Source organism: Streptomyces sp. NPDC051051 (assembly GCF_040682975.1).
GTDB lineage: Bacteria > Actinomycetota > Actinomycetes > Streptomycetales > Streptomycetaceae > Streptomyces.
Genome location: NZ_JBFBCB010000001.1, coordinates 68,620 through 85,572 on the forward strand (window position 1 = coordinate 68,620; position 16,953 = coordinate 85,572).

Here is a 16,953-nt window from a genome sequence, read left to right on the forward strand (position 1 = left end):
GGCGCCGCGGCCTACAGCTGCGGATCCCGCGTCGGCTGCGTCGCGGCGAAGTAGGCGATCGTGTGTTTGATGCCCTCCTCCCAGGGCATCCGCGGGGCCCAGCCCAGCAGCTCCCGGGCCAGCGTCGTGTCAGGGCGGCGCCGCTGCGGGTCGTCGACGGGACGGTCGACGAACTCGATCCGCGAGCCGGATCCGGTCAGCTCCACCACCCGGCGCGCGATGTCGCGGACCGCCACCTCGTCGGTTCCGCCGATGTTGACCGGTCGCACCGACTGACTGGCGGCCACCAGCAGGACCCCCTCGACCGTGTCGTCGACGTAGCACAGCGACCGCGTCTGACCGCCGTCGCCCGCCACCGTCAGCGGCTCACCGGCCAGTGCCTGACACACGAACGTGGGCACCGCGCGCCCGTCGTGCGCCCGCATCCGCGGCCCGTACGTGTTGAACAGCCGGACGATGCCCGCGTCGGCGTCGCGGACGCGGACGTGGGCCGTGACCAGCGCCTCGGAGAACCGCTTGGCCTCGTCGTACACGCTGCGCGGGCCGACGGGATTGACGTTGCCCCAGTAGTCCTCCCGCTGCGGATGCACCAGCGGGTCGCCGTACACCTCGGACGTCGAGGCGAGCAGGAACCTGGCCCGGTCCCGTTCCGCGACGGCCAGCACGTTGCGGGTGCCCAGGCTGCCGACGTCCAGCGTCTCCAGCGGCAGCCGCAGGTAGTCGGCCGGCGAGGCCGGACAGGCGAAGTGCAGGACCAGGTCGTACGGTCCCTCCAGGCGTTCCGGGCAGTCCGGCGCGGACACGTCGCACTCGACGAACCGGAAGCCGGGCCGGCCTTCGAGGTGAGCGACGTTCGCCCGTGAACCCGACACCAGGTTGTCCGCGCAGTCGACTTCGACACCTGAAGCCGACAGGCGCTCGCACAGATGGCTGCCGAGGAAGCCGGCGCCGCCGGTGACCACGGCACGGCGCCAGGGCAGACTGGTGGTCGCATCGTTCATGGGACGTCCTTCGGTCGCGTGCGGAAGAGCGCCGGCCAGGCCTGCGCGCCGGTCCGGTGCGGCACGGGGGTGAGTCGAACGGTGAAGGAGCGGGACGCGCGGAGGGCTGCGCAGCGGTCCCGGCCGGCTGCCGTGTTCCCGACGGCACGGGTGCGGGATTCCCGTACCAGGTGCTTTCACTTTTCGATCTTCATTGTGCGGAGACACCGGAGGTTCCGCGACCGCAGCCGACGGCACCACCCGCATCGTCCGCCCCGGCAGCACCACAGCCCGTGCCACCCGGTCGAACCGGTGTCAGGGGGGCGGCGCCGGGCACCCGGGGCCGTGGCGGGCCCGTCCCGGGCCCGAGGTGCCGAGGCTTGGAGGTACAGGACATGGGGCACGGTGGGAACGTCATCGACGAGCTGATGGCCGATCATCGCGAGGTCGAGGAGCTGTTCGGCAAGATCGAGGGGCTGCCGTCCGGCCACAAGGACCGCAAGATGTACGCCGATCAGGTGACGATGGAGCTGGTCAGGCACTCGGTGGCCGAGGAGGCCTACCTCTACCCGGCTGTGCGCGAGCACGTCGCGGGCGGGGACGCCCTGGCCGACAAGGAACTGGAGGACCACGCCGGAGCCGAACAGATCATGAAGGACCTGGAGGGCTGCGAGGCGGACGACCCGCAGTTCGACCTGCTAGTCGGCAGGCTGATGAGCGAGATCCGGGAGCACGTCGCCGACGAGGAGGGCAACCTCTTCCCGCGACTGCGCTCGGCCTGCCCCGCGGACGCCCTCGACGACCTGGGGGACAAGGTCCGCATGGCGAAGAAGACCGCACCGACACGCCCCCACCCCTCCGCCCCGGACAAGCCGCCCGCCAACAAGATGCTGGCCCCGGGGGTCGGCCTGGTCGACCGGATGCGCGACGCGCTGAGCGGGCGGGGCAAGCACGGCTGACGCCCCGGACGCAGGGTGCCGGGCCCGTCGCATTCCGCGACGGGCCCGTCGGCGTCCCGAGCGGACGACCGGGGCCCCGGCGGCCCTGTGAGCAACCGCACTCGGCACGGCAAGTACCCCACGGGCGCCCCTGTTTGGGCCGTCGGCGGTGCCGCGGCGGGGGCGGCCTGTCCTCGACCCGCCCGGCCCGTCTGCCACGATGGTCCGCGCCGTGACCGATCAGGCGGAGTGGCCGCGCGACGCAGCCGACGTTCCCCGGTTCCGCGGCCCGTGACCTCCCCTTCGCACCCTCGGGTACCGCACTGTGTCTTCGCCCCCCGTCTCCGCGCCCGCCCCTGCCCCCGGCACCTCCTCCCGCGCCACCTCACGCTCGCCGTGGCGGTCCCTGCGGCACCGCAGCATGCGCTGGTGGTCCGTCGCGAACTTCGTGTCCAACGCCGGCACCTGGATGCAGCTCACCGTCCAGAACCTGCTCGTCCTCCAGATCACCGGGTCCGCCGCCGCCACCGGCCTGTCCATGTCCGTGCAGGCGGCCCCCGCGCTCTTCATGAGCATGCTGGGCGGTGCCGCCGTCGACCGCTGGCCGCGCAAGGCGACGGCCGCCGTCAGCCAGGCGCTGCTGGGCGCGGTCGCGTTCACCACGGCCGTGCTCGTCGCGACGGACCGGCTCGACATGACCTCGCTGATGGTGCTGGCCGCCGTGACCGGCACCATCGCCACCGTCGACGGACCGGCCTGTGCCCTGCTCGGCAACGACCTGGTGCCGCTGGAGGACGTGCCCTCCGCGATCGGCGTGGGCGCGCTGGTCCACAACGCCGGCCGGCTCGTGGGCGCGGCACTGGCCGGTGTCACGGTGGGCTTCCTCGGCACGGCCGCCGCCTACGCGGCCAACGGGCTGTCGTTCCTCTTCGTCGCCGCGGTCGTCCCGTTCCTGCGCCCGGCGGCCGGCGCCGCGCGGCGGGCGGCCGGCCCCGGTCCCCGCACCGGGAAACGCGACGACATGACCATCCGCGAGGGGCTGGCCTTCTTCGCCCGCCGACCGCGCCTGGTCGCGCTCGCCGGCATCACCGGCGTCAGCGCGGTCTTCGGGCGGAACTACGGGCTCACCCTCGCGGTCCTCGTCACCGGCCCGCTGGCCGGTGGACCGGGTGCCTTCGGCACCGTCTCGACCGTCCTCGCGGTCGGCGGCATCCTGGGCGCCGTGCTCGGTGCCCGGCTGCGCCGTCCCTCGGTCCGCGTCGTGGGAACCCTCGCGGCGGCGGGCGCGCTGCTCCAGGTGGTGGCCGGACTGTCGCCCTCGCTCGCCGTCCTGCTCGTGCTGGTGCTCCCCATGGCCGTCGTCGAGTCCGTCTCGGACACGGCCGGTACCGCCGTGCTCCAGACCGACCCGCCCCCTCACCTGAGGGGACGCGTCCTGGGCGTCTGGAGCAGCATCGGCACCGTGTGGGGCCTCGGCGGTCCACCGGCGCTCGGCCTGCTGATGGAACTCGCGGGCCCGCGCGGCGCGCTGGTGACCGGCGGCGTCGTCGTCGCCGCCACGATCACCGCGGGCCACATCCTGCGCGCCCGGCGCACCCCGCGACCGGTGCCGCTCCCGACGCGGCCGGGGGAGGAGATCCCGGGGCGCGAGGCACTGGGGACGGCGGCCTGAGGGATTCCCCCCTTGCCTCCACGCGCCCGCACCCTCAGGCGATCAGCGCCTGCCCGGGGCCCAGCAGGTCCCTCAGCCGCGGACCGTGCAGGTCGGCGACGTGGGCCAGGAGGTCGGGGTGGCGGAGGAGGGCCGCCGCCTCGCGGTCGCGGGTGTCCGGGGTGAGCAGGCGGCGGAACTCCACCGGCACACCGGTCGTGTGGTCGCCACCGTCCAGGCGGGCCACCGCCAGCGCGGCCAGCCCGGGGTCGGCGAGCAGGCAGGCCGCCCAGCTCGCCACCACCTCGTCCACCCAGCTGCGCCAGGCGTCCGTACCGTCCGCTCCCGTACCGTCGGCGTCGCTCCCGCAGATCCGGTCCAGTCCGGCCGAGCCGCCCGGCCCCGCCATCCCGACCAGCGCGGCGTCCATCACCGTCGGATAGCGCAGCCAGGCCGCGACGGTCACCGCCTGGCGGGCCTGGGCCTCGCACAGGGCGGACGCGAGCGCGCCGCCGCAGGACGGGTAGGCCCGCGTCAGCCACCGGGCGGTCGCCGCTATGACAGGGGAGAGATCTGCGCGCACTGATGGCCGTCCGAGCTGCGTACGGGGGAGGGGACCTGCGGGAAACCGTAGCCCGCGCCCCACGCGTGAGGACATGGCCGAGCGCTCGGGAACGACGTGGCTTCGGCCACACGCCGGCCGTGGCCGTCGTGCTCAGTGGCGCAGCAGGTAGCGGGTGAGCAGGGAACGGGCCCGGTCCGGGCTGACGCCCAGCGCCGTGCCGACGGACGCCCAGGACAGCTCGTCGTCGCGCACCGCCTGGGCCGCCTCCTGCCCGATGTCGGGCAGCAGCCGTTCCAGCGTGGTCACGGCCTTGAGCGCGGCCACCGGGGCCCGCTCGGTCAGAGCGGTCAGCTGCTCCTCCAGCTGGTGGATCAGGTACGTGAGCTGGTCCGGAAGCGGCACGGTCCGGCGCTCGACGGCGCGGATGTGCCCCCTCCAGTCACTGCGCGCGGCGGAGACGTCCAGTTCGTGGAGCCGGCCGTCGGCCGTCCACACCCCGTCGATCGGATGGGTCTCGCCACGCCAGCCGCACGCGCAGGCCGCGCGGAAGCCGGCCGCTCTCGGGCGACGGAGCCTTCCGTCGTACGCCCACCACTCGCTGGTCTCCAGCACGCTGTCGGCGCTGCTGCCGAAATCCAGGTACACCGGCTTGGGCTCGCTGCCGTCGGCCAGGACCGCGCCCGCGATGCCCTCGTGGGACTCCCCGAACTCCTCCGTCGTCCACCCCAGCGCGTCTTCCCCCTTGTCCGTCGCCTGCCCCGAGCGGGACGCCACCGCACGGCGAGGGCCGCCCCGGAGACGAACATGCCCCGGGCAGGTCACCGGTGAACCGTCCGCCCCAGGCGTCCACCGGCCGGTCGGCGACCCGCAGGACGCGCCCCGCGAGGCAGGACTTCGACGAGGGGGACGCGCCGGCCGGCGCGTCCCCCGGTTCCGCGATCGCCTGCGCCGCCATCGAGACGATCCGGCCTCCTGGCCGTATCTGGGGGCACGAGGGGCCGTGCGCCCCCGGCACCGCCGTCGAGCCAGTCGATCCAAGGGAATCCGCCTCATGAACGCAACCGCCGCCATCGGTGTCACCGGTCTCGGTGTGATGGGCCGCAACCTCGCGCGGAACTTCGCACGCAACGGGTACACCGTCGCCGTCCACAACCGCACCGCCGGCCGCACCCGTGCGCTCGTCGAGGAGTTCGGCCACGAGGGCGCGTTCGTCGCGGCGGAGACGGCGCGGGAGTTCGTCGCCGCGCTCGAACGCCCCCGCCGGCTGATGATCATGGTGCAGGCGGGCGCCGTCACGGACGCGGTCGTCGACGAGTTCGTCCCGCTCCTGGAGCCCGGCGACATGATCATCGACGGGGGCAACGCCCACTTCGCCGACACCCGCCGCCGCGAGGAGGCCCTGCGCGCGCGTGGCCTGCACTTCGTCGGCACCGGCGTCTCCGGCGGCGAGGAGGGCGCCCTCGACGGGCCGTCGATCATGGTCGGCGGCTCGCCCGAGTCGTACGACGTGCTCGGGCCGATGTTCGAGGCGATCAGCGCGCGGGTCGGCGGCGAGCCCTGCGCCGCGCACGTCGGCACCGACGGCGCCGGGCACTTCGTCAAGATGGTCCACAACGGCATCGAGTACGCCGACATGCAGCTCATCGCGGAGGCCTACGACCTGCTGCGCCAGGTCGCCGGCTACACCCCGGCCGAGATCTCCGACATCTTCCGCGCCTGGAACCAGGGGCGGCTCGGTTCCTACCTCATCGAGATCACCGCGGAGGTCCTCGCGCACACCGACGAGGCCACCGGAGCGCCGTTCGTGGACATCGTGACCGACGCGGCCGGGCAGAAGGGCACCGGCCGCTGGACCGTGCAGACCGCCCTCGACCTCGGCTCGCCGGTCACCGCCATCGCCCAGGCCACCTTCGCCCGTGCCGCCTCCGGCCAGGCCGACCTGCGCGCCGCGTACTCCGGGCTGCCCGGCGGCACCACCCCCGTGATCAGCCGCACGGAGGCCGCGCGCTTCACCTCGCAGGTGGAGCACGCCCTGTACGCCTCCAAGGTCATCGCCTACGACCAGGGCTGGAAGATGATCCAGGACGCGGCGGGCGAGTACGGCTGGAAGATCGACCTGGGCGCGGTCGCCCGGATCTGGCGCGGCGGCTGCATCATCCGCGCCTCGTTCCTGGACCGCATCCGCACCGCGTACGCCGCCGACCCCGAACTGGTCAGCCTGCTCGGGGAGATGGAGTTCGCGATGGAGATCACCGACGCCCAGGTGCCCTGGCGCGAGACGGTGGCCTCCGCGGCCCGCCGGGGCATTCCGGTCCCCGCGTTCTCCGCGGCCCTCGCGCACTACGACACCCTGCGCGCCGGCCGGCTCCCCGCGGCCCTGCTCCAGGGCCAGCGCGACTACTTCGGCGCGCACACCTACGGCCGTACCGACCGCCCCGGCGCCTTCCACACGCAGTGGGCCGAGCCCGGCCGCCCGGAGACGGTCTCGGGCTGAGACGCACGACGTGTCCGGCCCGGCGGAACCGGGCCGGACCGCCGGTCAGGCGCGCGGCGCCGGGAACGTCGGGTACTCGACGCCCGACACGTGCTGGACGACGCGGACGACCTGGCAGGAGTAGCCGAACTCGTTGTCGTACCAGAGGTAGAGGATCGCATTGTCGCCCTCCACCTTCAGGGCGCCGGCGTCGACGATCGAGGCGTGGCGCGAGCCGATGAAGTCGCTGGAGACCGCGTCGGGGGCGCTGATGAAGTCGATCTGGCGCTTCAGCGGCGAGGTCAGCGAGACGTCCCGCAGGTAGTCGAGGACCTCGTCGCGGCCGGCCTCGCGGGCCAGCTGGAGGTTGAGGATCGCGATCGACACGTCCGGCACCGGTACCCGGATCGAGCTGCCGGTGATCCGCGCGTCGAGGTCGGGCAGCGCCTTGGCGACGGCGGAGGCGGCGCCCGTCTCGGTGATGACCATGTTGAGCGGCGCGGAGCGGCCCCGGCGGTCGGACTTGTGATAGTTGTCCAGCAGGTTCTGGTCGTTGGTGAACGAGTGGACGGTCTCCACGTGGCCGCGCAGCACGCCGTACTCGTCCGCCATCGCCTTCAGCGGCGGGACGATCGCGTTGGTGGTGCAGGACGCGCAGGACAGGATCCGCTCGTCCGGCTTGATCGTGTCGTGGTTGACGCCGTGCACGATGTTGGGGACGTCGCCCTTGCCGGGCGCGGTCAGCACGACCTTGTCGATTCCGGGACGCAGGTGCTTCGACAGCCCCTCGCGGTCGCGCCACTTGCCGGTGTTGTCGATGAGGATGGCGTCGGTGATGCCGTACGCCGTGTAGTCGACCTCGCTCGGGTCGTCGGCGTAGATCACCTTGATCTCGTTGCCGTTGGCGACGATGGTGCTGTTGTCCTCGTCGACGGTGATCGTGCCCTGGAACTGTCCGTGCACGGAGTCGCGGCGCAGCAGTGACGCCCGCTTGACGAGGTCCTGCTCGCCGCCCCCGCGCACCACGACGGCGCGCAGCCGCAGGCCGTTGCCGGACCCGGACTTCTCGATGAGCAGGCGGGCGACGAGGCGGCCGATGCGGCCGAAGCCGTACAGCACGACGTCGCGCGGCTCCCGGCGCTCGATCTTGTGGGCGCCGGTGGCGCCGGCGACGGCCTCGGCGGTGAACTCCGGCACCGACAGACCGTGGTCGCCCGCCCGGTAGTGCTCGGCGAGCAGGCCGATGTCGATCTGGGACGGGCCGAGGTCGAGCGCGGTGAGGGCCTGCAGGAACGGCAGGGTCTCGGTGACCGAGAGTTCCTCACCGGCGATCTGCCGGGCGAAGCGGTGGGTCTTGAGGATGCTCACCACCGACTTGTTCACCAGGGAGCGGCTGTGCAGCAGGACGGTGACGTCCCGCTCCCGGTGGAGCTTCCCGATCATCGGGATCATCGACTCCGCGATCTCCTCGCGGTTCTTCCAGTTGGTGAACGAGTCGTCGTTGACAGTCACAGGATTCTCTTTCGAGCTAGGTGGCGCTCATATGCTAACCACCCCCTCCTCCGATCATTCAAGCGGCCCCCCGCTCAGGTGTGCGCGGCCCTCCGGAGGCGTCCCGAAGCCTGCTTTCCGGGTCCTGAGCCCCGCCTTCCGGCGCCCGACCCGATGAGGGCCGCCGCGCGTCGCCGAAATGCGCCGCCCCTCTTGGTGCGGAAAGGGAGATACCCGCTCAGGCTGCCCGTAGGTTTGGCCCCGAGTCACGGCGGTGAGGTCGGGCGCGGCCCCGTGGCTGATCACGGGGGAAGTGCCGTGTCCGATCCTCGGCTGGGGAGCGGCTCTCGGCCGACGGCCCGGCCCGGGCCGCCCGGCTCGGTCCCGCTGCGGCCTGCGCGCGACGGCGGCGCGCTGGGACCCGCGGGTGGGCGTGCCGTTCGGGGAGGAGTTCCGCCGCGCCCTCACGCCTCCTTCGCCGGGGCCCCGGCCCGCGGCCGGCGCGGGATGCCGAGGGCGCACAGCGCGCCGAGCAACACCACGGCGACCCCGGTCCACACCGCGGGGCGCAGCCCGTCCACGAACTCCTGCGGCCCCCGCGTGCCGCCGTGCGCCACGAACACGGTGCTCAGTACGGCGATGCCGAGCGCGCCGCCGATCTCGCGGACCGTGGTGTTGGCACCGGACGCCTTGCCCGCGTGCTCCGCCCGGACCGACCCGAGGACGACCGCCGCCGTCGGCGCGAACACGAAGCCCATGCCCGCTCCGGCCACGATCATCGGGGCGACCAGGGCCGAGTAGGCGGTGCCGGTGCCGGCGAGGAGGTTGAGCCAGGCCAGTCCGACGCCCTGGAGGAACAGCCCGAGCGCCATCAGCCGGCCGCCGCCGACCCGGTCGGTGAGCAGTCCGGCGACCGGGGCGACGAACATCGGCATCAGCGTCCAGGGCAGGGTGCGCACCCCGGCCTCCAGCGGGGTGCGCGGCGGCACGATCTGGAGGTACTGGGCGAGCAGGAACAGCGAGCCGAAGACACCGAAGTACATCGCGGCCGAGACGACGTTGGTGAGGGTGAAGGCCCGCACCCGGTAGAAGGACAGGGGCAGCATCGGCTGCGGGACGCGGGCCTCCCAGGTGACGAAGGCCGCCAGGAGCACGAGGCCCGCCGCGAACGCGCCCAGCACCGTGGCCGAGGTCCAGCCGTCCGGCTCCCCGTGCACGATTCCCCACACCACGGCGCACAGTCCGGCCGCCGCGAGGACCATGCCGACCAGGTCGAGGCGGGCGTCGGGCAGGGCGCTCTCCCGCAGCGCGAACAGCACCAGCGGCACCGCGATCAGGCACACCGGCACGTTGATCCAGAAGATCCACCGCCAGTCCAGGCCCTCGACCACCGCGCCGCCCACCACCGGTCCCATCGCCACGGCGAGCCCGCTCACGCCGGACCACACGCCCAGGGCCACGCCGCGCATCCGTTCCGGCACCGCTGCGGACAGCAGGGTCAGCGACAACGGCATCACGGCCGCCGCGCCGAAGCCCTGGACCGCGCGGAAGGCGATCAGCCGGCCGCTGGTGTCGGCCAGGCCGCAGCCGACGGAGGCCAGGGTGAACAGGGCGATGCCCACGACGAAGACCCGTCGCCGTCCGAACCGGTCGCCGAGCGCGGCGCCCGTCATGAGCAGGCAGGCGAAGCCGAGGACGTAGGCGTTGACGAACCACTGGAGTTCCTGGGTGTCCGCCCGGAGGTCGACGGCCAGGGTGTGCAGGGCCGTGGACACGACGAGGTTGTCGAGCGCGACCATGAACATGGGCACGCTGCAGGCGACGACCGCGAGCCACAGCGGCACGCGCCGTCGGGCTCCGGCGGCGGCGACGGGGTTCCCGTCGAGGACGGGCGGGGACACGGTCATGGCGGGCTCTCTCCTCGGGAAGGGCCGGGCGGGGTCTCAGGCGCCGGTGCGTTCCTGCTCGGCGAGCCGGCGGCGGGCGTCCGCCCAGTCGACGGGCAGTCCGGCGGCCGGGACCCGCCAGAAGGTGAACGCCGAGGCCTTCGTCGTGGAGCGCAGTCCGGTCATGACCGACCGGTGCGGCTCGGTCCGCGCGTACCGGTACAGGGCCTCCTCGCTCTCCCAGGCCGACAGGGTCCAGAAGGTGCGCTTGAGGGGCTGGGCGACGAGCGAGGCGCCGTACGCGCCCGGCGCGCGGGTGACCTGCCGCCACGCGCCGAGGGACTTCAGGAGGAAGCGCGGGACGTCCTTGAGGGAGCGGACCTCGAAGCGGGAGGCCATGACGACGGCCTCGGCGCCGGGGGCGGGCTCGTCGACCGTGGTCCAGGGCAGGGTGGGCATGGCTGTGCCCTTCCGTGAGACAGGCGGGACAGGGGGAGGGATCCACGCGGAGTGATTGGATACCTTCACTATCCATGTTAGACAGTGGAGGTATCCAATTTCTAGAGCGGAGCCGTCCCGATGCGCATGTCCGAGCTGAGCCGCCGCAGCGGCGTCTCCGTCACGACGATCAAGTACTACCTCCGCGAGGGCCTCCTCCCGCCCGGCCGGCAGACCTCCGCGACCCAGGCCGAGTACGACGACCAGCACCTGCGCCGCCTGCGCCTGATCCGGGCGCTGACCGGCGTACGGGGGCTGTCCGTCACCACCACCCGCGAGGTGCTGGACGCGCTGACGGAGCGCACCGGCGACACCCACGTCCTGCTCGGCCTCACCCTGGGCTCCGTGTCGCTGTCCGGCGATTCCCCCGCACAGGACCCGGCGGCCGGTGAGGTCGAGGCGCTCGTCGAGGAGCTGGGCTGGCGCGTGCACGAGGCGGCGCCCGCCCGCGCCACCCTCGCCGAGACCCTGACCTCGCTGCACTCGCTCGGCGTGCCCGTGGACCGGCACACCCTGCTGGCCTACGCCCGGCTCGCCGAACGGATCGCCGTCCTCGACCTCGACCAGCTCGACGGCCTCACCGATCCGCTGGAGACCGCCGAACGAGCCCTGCTGCTGACCGTCCTGCTGGAACCCGCTCTGATGGCGCTGCGCCGCATGGCCCAGGAGAACGAGTCGGCCCGGCGCCACACGCCGTAGAGGCGGCGCCGCGCATCGTGGGGGAGGCGTCCCGCGACGCGGAGGTGGCGTCCCGTGGCGTGAGGCGGACGGCGGAAAGGACGAGGCGAATGGCCGAAGACCCGATTGCCCGCCGGCGGACGGGGTACGCGTGGCCGGACCCGCCAACCACCGCTACCCGGGGAGTTGCCATGGAGACACCCGCCCACGACACCGCCGCCGCGCAGGCGCTGGACGCGCTGGCCAAGGACACCGGCGACACGACCGCACTGGACACCCTCGCGCACTGCGAGGTCCTGGTGCCGGTGCCCGAGGACGCCACCGACGAGGACGTGACCAATCCCAGCATGCTGGCCCTGCCCGTCCTGGAACAGCCGGGCACGACGCCCGTCGTCCCGGTCTTCACCTCCGAACCCGAGATGGTCGACCTGCTCCCGGGGGTGGACCGCTACCGCCTGGTGCCCCTCGGCGCACTGGCCCATCAGTGGCCGGAGGGCGAGCTGTCCCTCTCCATCGACGCCGCGGGCGACCACCCGCTGACCCTCACCTCGGAAGGGGTGCGCACCCTGCTGGCCCGCTGAGCCCGGCCGTCACACGCCCGCCGGGCCCGAAGGCGTCACACCCGCCCCCCGTGCCGGGCTCAGCCGGCCAGCATGCGGGTCAGCACCGCGCGCTGGAGCGGCAGCACCTCCTCGTGCAGGGCCCGGCCCTTCGGGGTGAGGGCGACCCACACCCCGCGCCGGTCGTCCGTGCAGACGGAACGCTCCACCAGACCGTCCTTCTCCAGTCGCCCTATGAGGCGCGAGAGCGCGCTCTGGCTCAGATGGACGCGTCCGACGAGGTTCTGCACCCGGCACTGGTCACCCGGCCGGGGCGCCTCGGTGGCCAGGATGTCGAGCACCTCGAAGTCGCTCGCCCCGAGACCGTGCGGATGCAGTACGCGGTCGATCTCGCACGTCGTGCGCGCGTGCACCGACAGAATGTCCCGCCACCGGTCCTCGAGGTCCGTTCCGGCCGTCTTCGCTGCCATACCTGCACGGTAACACCGAGAACCCGGTTTGTTTACTGTGCAACTAGTGCGGGTGCAAGGGAATCGCGGACCGCACGGGAGGCGGACGAGGACTCAGGAGGCCGCCGGGTCCTGGGTCAGCCCGACGAGGTTCCCGTCGGCGTCCTTCACGAAGGCGATCAGCTTGCCGCCGCCGACGTCCTGCACGTCCTGGAGCACCTCCGCCCCCGCCTCCACCAGCGCCGCCAGCCGCGTCCGGATGTCGGCCACGTGCCAGTACGGCACCGGACCGGTCATGCCCCTGGCGTGGCCGTTGGGGTCGAGCCCGACGTCCTGCCCCGCCGATCTGAAACCGACGTAGTAGCTCTCGTCGGCGTAGGGCTCGACCTCGAGCAGCGCCCGGAACAGGGCCTTCGCCCGGTCGAGGTCCTTGACGGGGTAGATGACGGTCTGCAGGCCGGTCTTCATCGCGCACGCTCCTCGCCGAGATCGGGACCGACGGACACCGTCGGTGGTCCCACGCTAGGCGAGGGCCGCACCGGGCGCTTCCTCAGTCCCGTCCGCACCTCACGTCGACTCGCGGGTGACCAGTTCCGTCGGCAGGATGACCGCGGCCGGGTCCTCGCCGCCGATCTGCGCGAGGAGGACGCGGACCATCTCGCTGCTGATCCGGTCCCAGGGCTGGCGGATCGTGGTGAGCGCGGGGGTGGAGGAGGTGGCCGCGGGGGAGTCGTCGAAGCCGCCGACCGCGACGTCCTCCGGCACCCGGCGGCCGGCCCGCCGCAGCGCGGCCAGCGCACCCTGCGCCATCAGGTCGGACGCGACGAACACCGCGTCCAGGTCGGGGGCCTGCGCCAGCAGCCGCTCGGCGCCCGCCTCGCCGCTGGCCCGGCTGTAGTCCCCGGACACGACCAGCCGCTCGTCGATCCCGATGCCCGCCTCGGTGAGAACCTCCTTGTAGCCGGCGAGCCGTTCCACACCGCCGGGGGTGTCCAGCGGGCCCGTGACCACACCGATCCGGCGCCGGCCGCGGTCGAGCAGGTGGCGCACCATGTCCCGGGCGCCGTCGCGGTCGTCGGCGGCCACGTAGCTGACCTTCGACCCGATCCCGATCGGCTTGCCGCAGGCGACGAGCGGCACGCCCGCCTCGCGCAGTTCGGTGGCGATCGGGTCCCCGGAGTGGCTGGACACCAGCAGCACCCCGTCGACGTGCCCGGCGGTGATGTACCGGGTGATGCGCCGCCGCTCGTCGTCGGTCCCGGCCAGCATCAGCAGCAGGGGGACGTCGTGCGTGGCCAGTGCCTGGGTGCAACCCCGCAGCAGCACGTTGAAGTTGGGGTCCTCGAAGAACCGCTCCTGAGGCTCCGTCAGCAGGAAGCCGACGGAGTCGGAGCGGCCCGTGATCAGGGAGCGGGCGTGCCGGTTCACGACGTAACCCGTCCTGCGGATGGCGGCGTTGACCGCCTCCTGGGCGGCCGGACTGACGTAGTGGCCGCCGTTGAGCACGCGCGAGACGGTCCCTCGTGAGACCCCCGCCTCGCGCGCCACGTCGTGGATGGTCGGCGGCCTGCGCCTGCCCCCGGTGTTGCTCATGGTCATGACTTTACGGCCCCGGACAGCAGGTCCAGGCTCCAGAACCGCTGAATGACCAGGAACAGCGCCACCAGCGGAAGCACCGCGAGGAACGCGCCGGTGATCACCAGGGTGTACAGGGCCGGAGTGTTGGCGCCCTGCTCCAGCAGCGTGAACAGCCCGAGCGTGATCGGGAACTTCTCGTCGTCGCTGAGCATGATGTACGGCAACAGGAAGTTGTTCCACACGGCGACGAACTGGAAGAGGAACACCGTCACCATGCCGGGGACCATCATCGGCAGTGCGATCCGGGTGAAGATCCGCCACTCGCTCGCCCCGTCCATCCGGCCGGCCTCCACCACGTCGGCCGGCACGGCCGCGGCCGCGTAGATGCGCGAGAGGTAGACGCCGTAGGGGGAGAGGAGCTGCGGCAGCAGCACGGACCAGTAGGAGTCCGTGAGATCGGCCTTGGCCAGCAGCAGGTACTGCGGCACGGCCAGGATGATCGGCGGCATCAGCACGCCCGCCAGCAGGACGTTGAACATCGTCTCGCGGCCGCGGAAGCGGTACGTCGCCAGCGCGTAGCCGCTGAACGCGGACACGCACGTCGACAGCAGGGCGCCGAGACCGGCGTAGAGGGCGGAGTTGCCCATCCACTTCCAGTAGACGCCGTCGCGGTAGGCGTTCAGGTCCGCGATGTTGTCGGTGAAGCCACTGCCCGGCAGGAACGTGAAGGTGGAGAATAGTTCGCTGCCCGACTTGGTGGACGCGATCACCACCCACGCCACCGGCAGCAGGCAGTACAGCGCGCCGAGCAGCAGCGTGATCGTGGGGACCAGGGCGACACGACGGCGCAGCGGCGGTCGGCCGCGGTCGGCGTCCGTGGTGCCGGCCGCCGACGGGGTCTTGTGGACGGCGAGAGAACTCACTGGGCTGCCCCCTGCTTGTTGCGACGGTTCGCGGCCCGCAGGAAGCCGAAGGACAGCAGCAGCGTGGCGATGGCGATGATCACGGCCTGGGCGGCCGCCGCGTAGATGTCACCGGTGCCGAACGCGTCCCGGTACACCTTCATCAGCGGACTCCACGTCGTGGAAACGGAGTTGGTGAGCGGTTTGAGGGTCGTCGGCTCGTTGAACACCTGGAGCGTCGCGATGATCGAGAAGAAGAAGGTCAGCACCAGCGAGGGCGCCACCATCGGGATCTTGATCCTGAGCGCGATCTGCAGCGGGGTGGCGCCGTCCAGCTTGGCCGCCTCGTACACCTCGGCCGGAATGGCCTGGAGCGAGGTGTAGATGACGATCATGTTGAAGCCGGTGCCGCCCCACACCGCGATGTTCGACAGGGCGAGATACAGCGGTCCGCCGTCCAGCAGGTCCGGCTGCGGCAGGCCGAGCCGGTCCAGCACGAAGTAGAACGGGCTGACGTCCGGCAGGTACAGGAAGCCCCACAGCAGCGCCGCCACGACGCCGGGGATGGCGTACGGCAGGAAGATCGCGAGGCGGGTGAACGGGGCCAGCCGCACCTTGTCGGAGTCCAGCATCAGCGCGAAGACCAGGGCGAGGCCCAGCATCACCGGGACGACGATGCAGCCGTAGCCGAGGACGCGCAGGGCGCCGTCCAGCAGCTCGCTGTCGGTGAAGGCGTCGGTGTAGTTCTCCAGGCCGGCCCAGACCTCCTTGCGGGCGCCGGAGCCCAGGCCGAGGCCGGACACCTTCACCTTGTGGAAGCTGAGCCAGACCGCGTACCCGATGGGCAGCGCGAAGAACAGGGCGAAGAGGACGGTGGCGGGGAGGAGGAAGGCGTACGGAGCCCCCTTGACTCCGTACGCCTTCCGGCGTGCGCTGGTCACTCGGAGACCTCGAAGCCCTGCTTCTTCATGTCGGCGACGGTGTCCGCCTGCATCTTGTCCAGGGCGGCGGAGAAGTCCGACTTGTTCTTCGCGGCGGCGCCGAAGGCGTCCTTGAAGGTCGTGTAGGCGACGTTCACGTTCGGGCCCCAGGCCGAGGGAGCCGTGGTCTTCGCGATCTTCGCGGCGGTGGTGTAGAAGTCCGCCTGGTTCGAGAAGTACGCCGGCGGGTCGATGAAGGCGCCGCTGAGCTGGGCGGAGGTGGAGGCCGGGTAGATGCCGCTCTCCTTGGCCAGCGCGTTGAGCGCGTCGCCGTCGGTGTTCAGCCAGGCGGCGAACTTCGCGGCGGCCTCCTTGTTCTTGGAGTCCGTCGTGACGGCGGTGGACGAACCGCCCCAGCTGCCGGTGACGTCGTCGGTCTGCGACCATTGGGGGAGCGGGGCCATGGCCCACTTGCCCTTGGTGTCCGGGGCGGCGGTGGTCAGGGTGCCCGGCGCCCACACGGCACTGACCCAGGCGATCTGCTTGCCGGTGTTGAGCGCCTTGTTCCAGGCCGGGGTGTACATCGGCTGGTTGTCGACGGCGCCCTCCTTCACGAGGCCGCCCCAGAAGTCGGCGACCTTCTTGGTGGCCGCGTCGTTGATGCCGACCCGCCACTTGTCGCCGGCGGTGGTCCACCACTTGGCGCCGGCCTGCTGGGCCAGGCCCGCGAAGAGTCCGGAGTCGTTGGCCGAGAAGGTGGTCAGGTCCGTGCCGGGGGCCTTCTTCTTCAGCGCGCGGGCGGTCTCGGCGAACTGCTCCCAGGTGGTGGGGACGGTCAGGCCGTACTTCTCGAACAGGTCCTCGCGGTAGTAGAACATCATCGGGCCGATGTCCTGCGGCACCGCGTAGACCGCGTCCGTGCCCAGCGTCGTCTGCTGCCAGACGCCGTCGGCGAACTTGCTCTTCACGTCGCCGACGTTCTTCGCCATGTCCGCCAGCGCGTCGTTGCTGACCAGCGTCGGCAGCGCCTGGTACTCGGCCTGGACCAGGTCGGGGGCCTTGCCCGCCTTGTGCGCGGTGAGGATCTTGGTGACCAGCGTGTCGCCGGAGGCCTGCTTCTTCACCGTGACGGTGATCTGCTCCTTCTTGCCCGGCCCCTTGTTCCACAGGTCCACGACCTTGTCCATGCCGGGCGTCCACGTCCAGTACGTGAGCGAGACCGGCCCCGACCGGGCCTCGTCGTCGTCGGACGAGCCGCAGGCGGTGAGTGCGGTGGCGCCGAGCGCGACGGCGACGGCGGACGCTGCGACCTTGAAGAGCCGCCGGCGCTGGGTGTTGGGCATGGGTTTCTCCCCTGACCTGGGTTCCCGCCTGCTGCGGGAAC

General features: G+C 72.2%; 17 protein-coding genes. 5 read left to right on the top strand and 12 right to left on the bottom strand.

The genetic code is table 11. From position 1 onward, the window contains the following. Positions 1–11 precede the first annotated feature (11 nt). Positions 12–1,001, bottom strand: coding sequence for an NAD-dependent epimerase/dehydratase family protein (locus AB0N31_RS00345; protein ID WP_366056045.1), 990 nt, complete (start codon positions 999–1,001; stop codon positions 12–14). A gap of 374 nt (positions 1,002–1,375) precedes the next feature. On the opposite strand from AB0N31_RS00345, the gene AB0N31_RS00350 reads away from it, so the two are divergent. Next, complete coding sequence (locus AB0N31_RS00350) at positions 1,376–1,939, top strand: hemerythrin domain-containing protein (protein WP_366056294.1); 564 nt, start codon at positions 1,376–1,378, stop codon at positions 1,937–1,939. Positions 1,940–2,339: 400 nt separating this feature from the next. Continuing rightward, the gene (locus tag AB0N31_RS00355; RefSeq protein WP_366056295.1) at positions 2,340–3,590 is read left to right on the top strand and encodes an MFS transporter; all 1,251 of its coding nucleotides are present in this window, start codon (positions 2,340–2,342) and stop codon (positions 3,588–3,590) included. A 34-nt stretch (positions 3,591–3,624) separates the two neighbouring features. Here the strand turns inward: AB0N31_RS00355 and AB0N31_RS00360 are convergent, their stop codons facing one another. Together AB0N31_RS00360 and AB0N31_RS00365 are read right to left on the bottom strand one after the other, a co-directional pair. Next, positions 3,625–4,152, bottom strand: a complete 528-nt coding sequence (locus AB0N31_RS00360; RefSeq protein WP_366056046.1) for a hypothetical protein — start codon at positions 4,150–4,152, stop codon at positions 3,625–3,627. A 132-nt stretch (positions 4,153–4,284) separates the two neighbouring features. Beyond that, positions 4,285–4,908 carry a hypothetical protein gene (locus tag AB0N31_RS00365; RefSeq protein ID WP_366056047.1) on the bottom strand — a complete coding sequence of 208 codons (624 nt, stop codon included), beginning with the start codon at positions 4,906–4,908 and terminating at the stop codon, positions 4,285–4,287. 277 nt (positions 4,909–5,185) lie between these two features. On the opposite strand from AB0N31_RS00365, the gene gndA reads away from it, so the two are divergent. After that, a complete protein-coding gene (gene gndA, locus AB0N31_RS00370; protein ID WP_366056049.1) occupies positions 5,186–6,628 on the top strand; it encodes an NADP-dependent phosphogluconate dehydrogenase in 1,443 nt (480 codons plus the stop codon). Positions 6,629–6,673: 45 nt separating this feature from the next. On the opposite strand, the gene AB0N31_RS00375 is transcribed toward gndA, so the two are convergent. The 3 genes from AB0N31_RS00375 to AB0N31_RS00385 all read right to left on the bottom strand — a co-directional run bounded on the left by AB0N31_RS00375 (position 6,674) and on the right by AB0N31_RS00385 (position 10,443). Then, on the bottom strand, positions 6,674–8,119 hold the full coding sequence (locus AB0N31_RS00375) for a glyceraldehyde-3-phosphate dehydrogenase (RefSeq protein WP_366056050.1): 1,446 nt from the start codon (positions 8,117–8,119) through the stop codon (positions 6,674–6,676). 443 nt (positions 8,120–8,562) lie between these two features. Continuing rightward, positions 8,563–10,005 carry an MFS transporter gene (locus tag AB0N31_RS00380; protein WP_366056051.1) on the bottom strand — a complete coding sequence of 481 codons (1,443 nt, stop codon included), beginning with the start codon at positions 10,003–10,005 and terminating at the stop codon, positions 8,563–8,565. A gap of 36 nt (positions 10,006–10,041) precedes the next feature. Beyond that, positions 10,042–10,443 (bottom strand): DUF3291 domain-containing protein, encoded by a 402-nt coding sequence (locus AB0N31_RS00385; protein WP_366056052.1) that lies wholly within the window; start codon positions 10,441–10,443, stop codon positions 10,042–10,044. Between the two features lie 120 nt (positions 10,444–10,563). Here AB0N31_RS00385 and AB0N31_RS00390 point away from each other — a divergent pair, with 120 nt between their 5' ends. Together AB0N31_RS00390 and AB0N31_RS00395 are read left to right on the top strand one after the other, a co-directional pair. Further along, positions 10,564–11,181, top strand: a complete 618-nt coding sequence (locus tag AB0N31_RS00390) for a MerR family transcriptional regulator (RefSeq protein ID WP_366056053.1) — start codon at positions 10,564–10,566, stop codon at positions 11,179–11,181. 170 nt (positions 11,182–11,351) lie between these two features. After that, the gene (locus AB0N31_RS00395) at positions 11,352–11,741 is read left to right on the top strand and encodes an SseB family protein (RefSeq protein ID WP_366056054.1); all 390 of its coding nucleotides are present in this window, start codon (positions 11,352–11,354) and stop codon (positions 11,739–11,741) included. Positions 11,742–11,800: 59 nt separating this feature from the next. Here the strand turns inward: AB0N31_RS00395 and AB0N31_RS00400 are convergent, their stop codons facing one another. From AB0N31_RS00400 to AB0N31_RS00425, 6 genes are all read right to left on the bottom strand, one after another. Next, positions 11,801–12,190 (bottom strand): MarR family transcriptional regulator, encoded by a 390-nt coding sequence (locus AB0N31_RS00400; protein ID WP_366056055.1) that lies wholly within the window; start codon positions 12,188–12,190, stop codon positions 11,801–11,803. Positions 12,191–12,283: 93 nt separating this feature from the next. Then, positions 12,284–12,637 (bottom strand): VOC family protein, encoded by a 354-nt coding sequence (locus AB0N31_RS00405; RefSeq protein WP_366056056.1) that lies wholly within the window; start codon positions 12,635–12,637, stop codon positions 12,284–12,286. A gap of 99 nt (positions 12,638–12,736) precedes the next feature. Further along, a complete protein-coding gene (locus AB0N31_RS00410; protein WP_366056057.1) occupies positions 12,737–13,768 on the bottom strand; it encodes a LacI family DNA-binding transcriptional regulator in 1,032 nt (343 codons plus the stop codon). Then, positions 13,765–14,670 carry a carbohydrate ABC transporter permease gene (locus tag AB0N31_RS00415; protein ID WP_366056058.1) on the bottom strand — a complete coding sequence of 302 codons (906 nt, stop codon included), beginning with the start codon at positions 14,668–14,670 and terminating at the stop codon, positions 13,765–13,767. The genes AB0N31_RS00410 and AB0N31_RS00415 overlap by 4 nt, the downstream gene beginning before the upstream one ends. Beyond that, positions 14,667–15,590: a sugar ABC transporter permease gene (locus AB0N31_RS00420; RefSeq protein ID WP_366056059.1), complete on the bottom strand. Its 924-nt coding sequence runs from the start codon at positions 15,588–15,590 to the stop codon at positions 14,667–14,669. The genes AB0N31_RS00415 and AB0N31_RS00420 overlap by 4 nt, the downstream gene beginning before the upstream one ends. Then, complete coding sequence (locus tag AB0N31_RS00425; RefSeq protein ID WP_366056060.1) at positions 15,587–16,912, bottom strand: extracellular solute-binding protein; 1,326 nt, start codon at positions 16,910–16,912, stop codon at positions 15,587–15,589. Before AB0N31_RS00425 ends, AB0N31_RS00420 begins: the two co-directional genes overlap by 4 nt. Positions 16,913–16,953 lie beyond the last annotated feature (41 nt).

Coding starts and splice junctions, on each gene's coding strand:
- AB0N31_RS00345 (WP_366056045.1), bottom strand. CDS start 1,001: ATGAACGATGCGACCACCAGTCTGCCCTGGCGCCGTGCCGTGGTCACC.
- AB0N31_RS00350 (WP_366056294.1), top strand. CDS start 1,376: ATGGGGCACGGTGGGAACGTCATCGACGAGCTGATGGCCGATCATCGC.
- AB0N31_RS00355 (WP_366056295.1), top strand. CDS start 2,340: ATGCGCTGGTGGTCCGTCGCGAACTTCGTGTCCAACGCCGGCACCTGG.
- gndA (WP_366056049.1), top strand. CDS start 5,186: ATGAACGCAACCGCCGCCATCGGTGTCACCGGTCTCGGTGTGATGGGC.
- AB0N31_RS00380 (WP_366056051.1), bottom strand. CDS start 10,005: ATGACCGTGTCCCCGCCCGTCCTCGACGGGAACCCCGTCGCCGCCGCC.
- AB0N31_RS00385 (WP_366056052.1), bottom strand. CDS start 10,443: ATGCCCACCCTGCCCTGGACCACGGTCGACGAGCCCGCCCCCGGCGCC.
- AB0N31_RS00390 (WP_366056053.1), top strand. CDS start 10,564: ATGCGCATGTCCGAGCTGAGCCGCCGCAGCGGCGTCTCCGTCACGACG.
- AB0N31_RS00395 (WP_366056054.1), top strand. CDS start 11,352: ATGGAGACACCCGCCCACGACACCGCCGCCGCGCAGGCGCTGGACGCG.
- AB0N31_RS00400 (WP_366056055.1), bottom strand. CDS start 12,190: ATGGCAGCGAAGACGGCCGGAACGGACCTCGAGGACCGGTGGCGGGAC.
- AB0N31_RS00405 (WP_366056056.1), bottom strand. CDS start 12,637: ATGAAGACCGGCCTGCAGACCGTCATCTACCCCGTCAAGGACCTCGAC.
- AB0N31_RS00410 (WP_366056057.1), bottom strand. CDS start 13,768: ATGACCATGAGCAACACCGGGGGCAGGCGCAGGCCGCCGACCATCCAC.
- AB0N31_RS00425 (WP_366056060.1), bottom strand. CDS start 16,912: ATGCCCAACACCCAGCGCCGGCGGCTCTTCAAGGTCGCAGCGTCCGCC.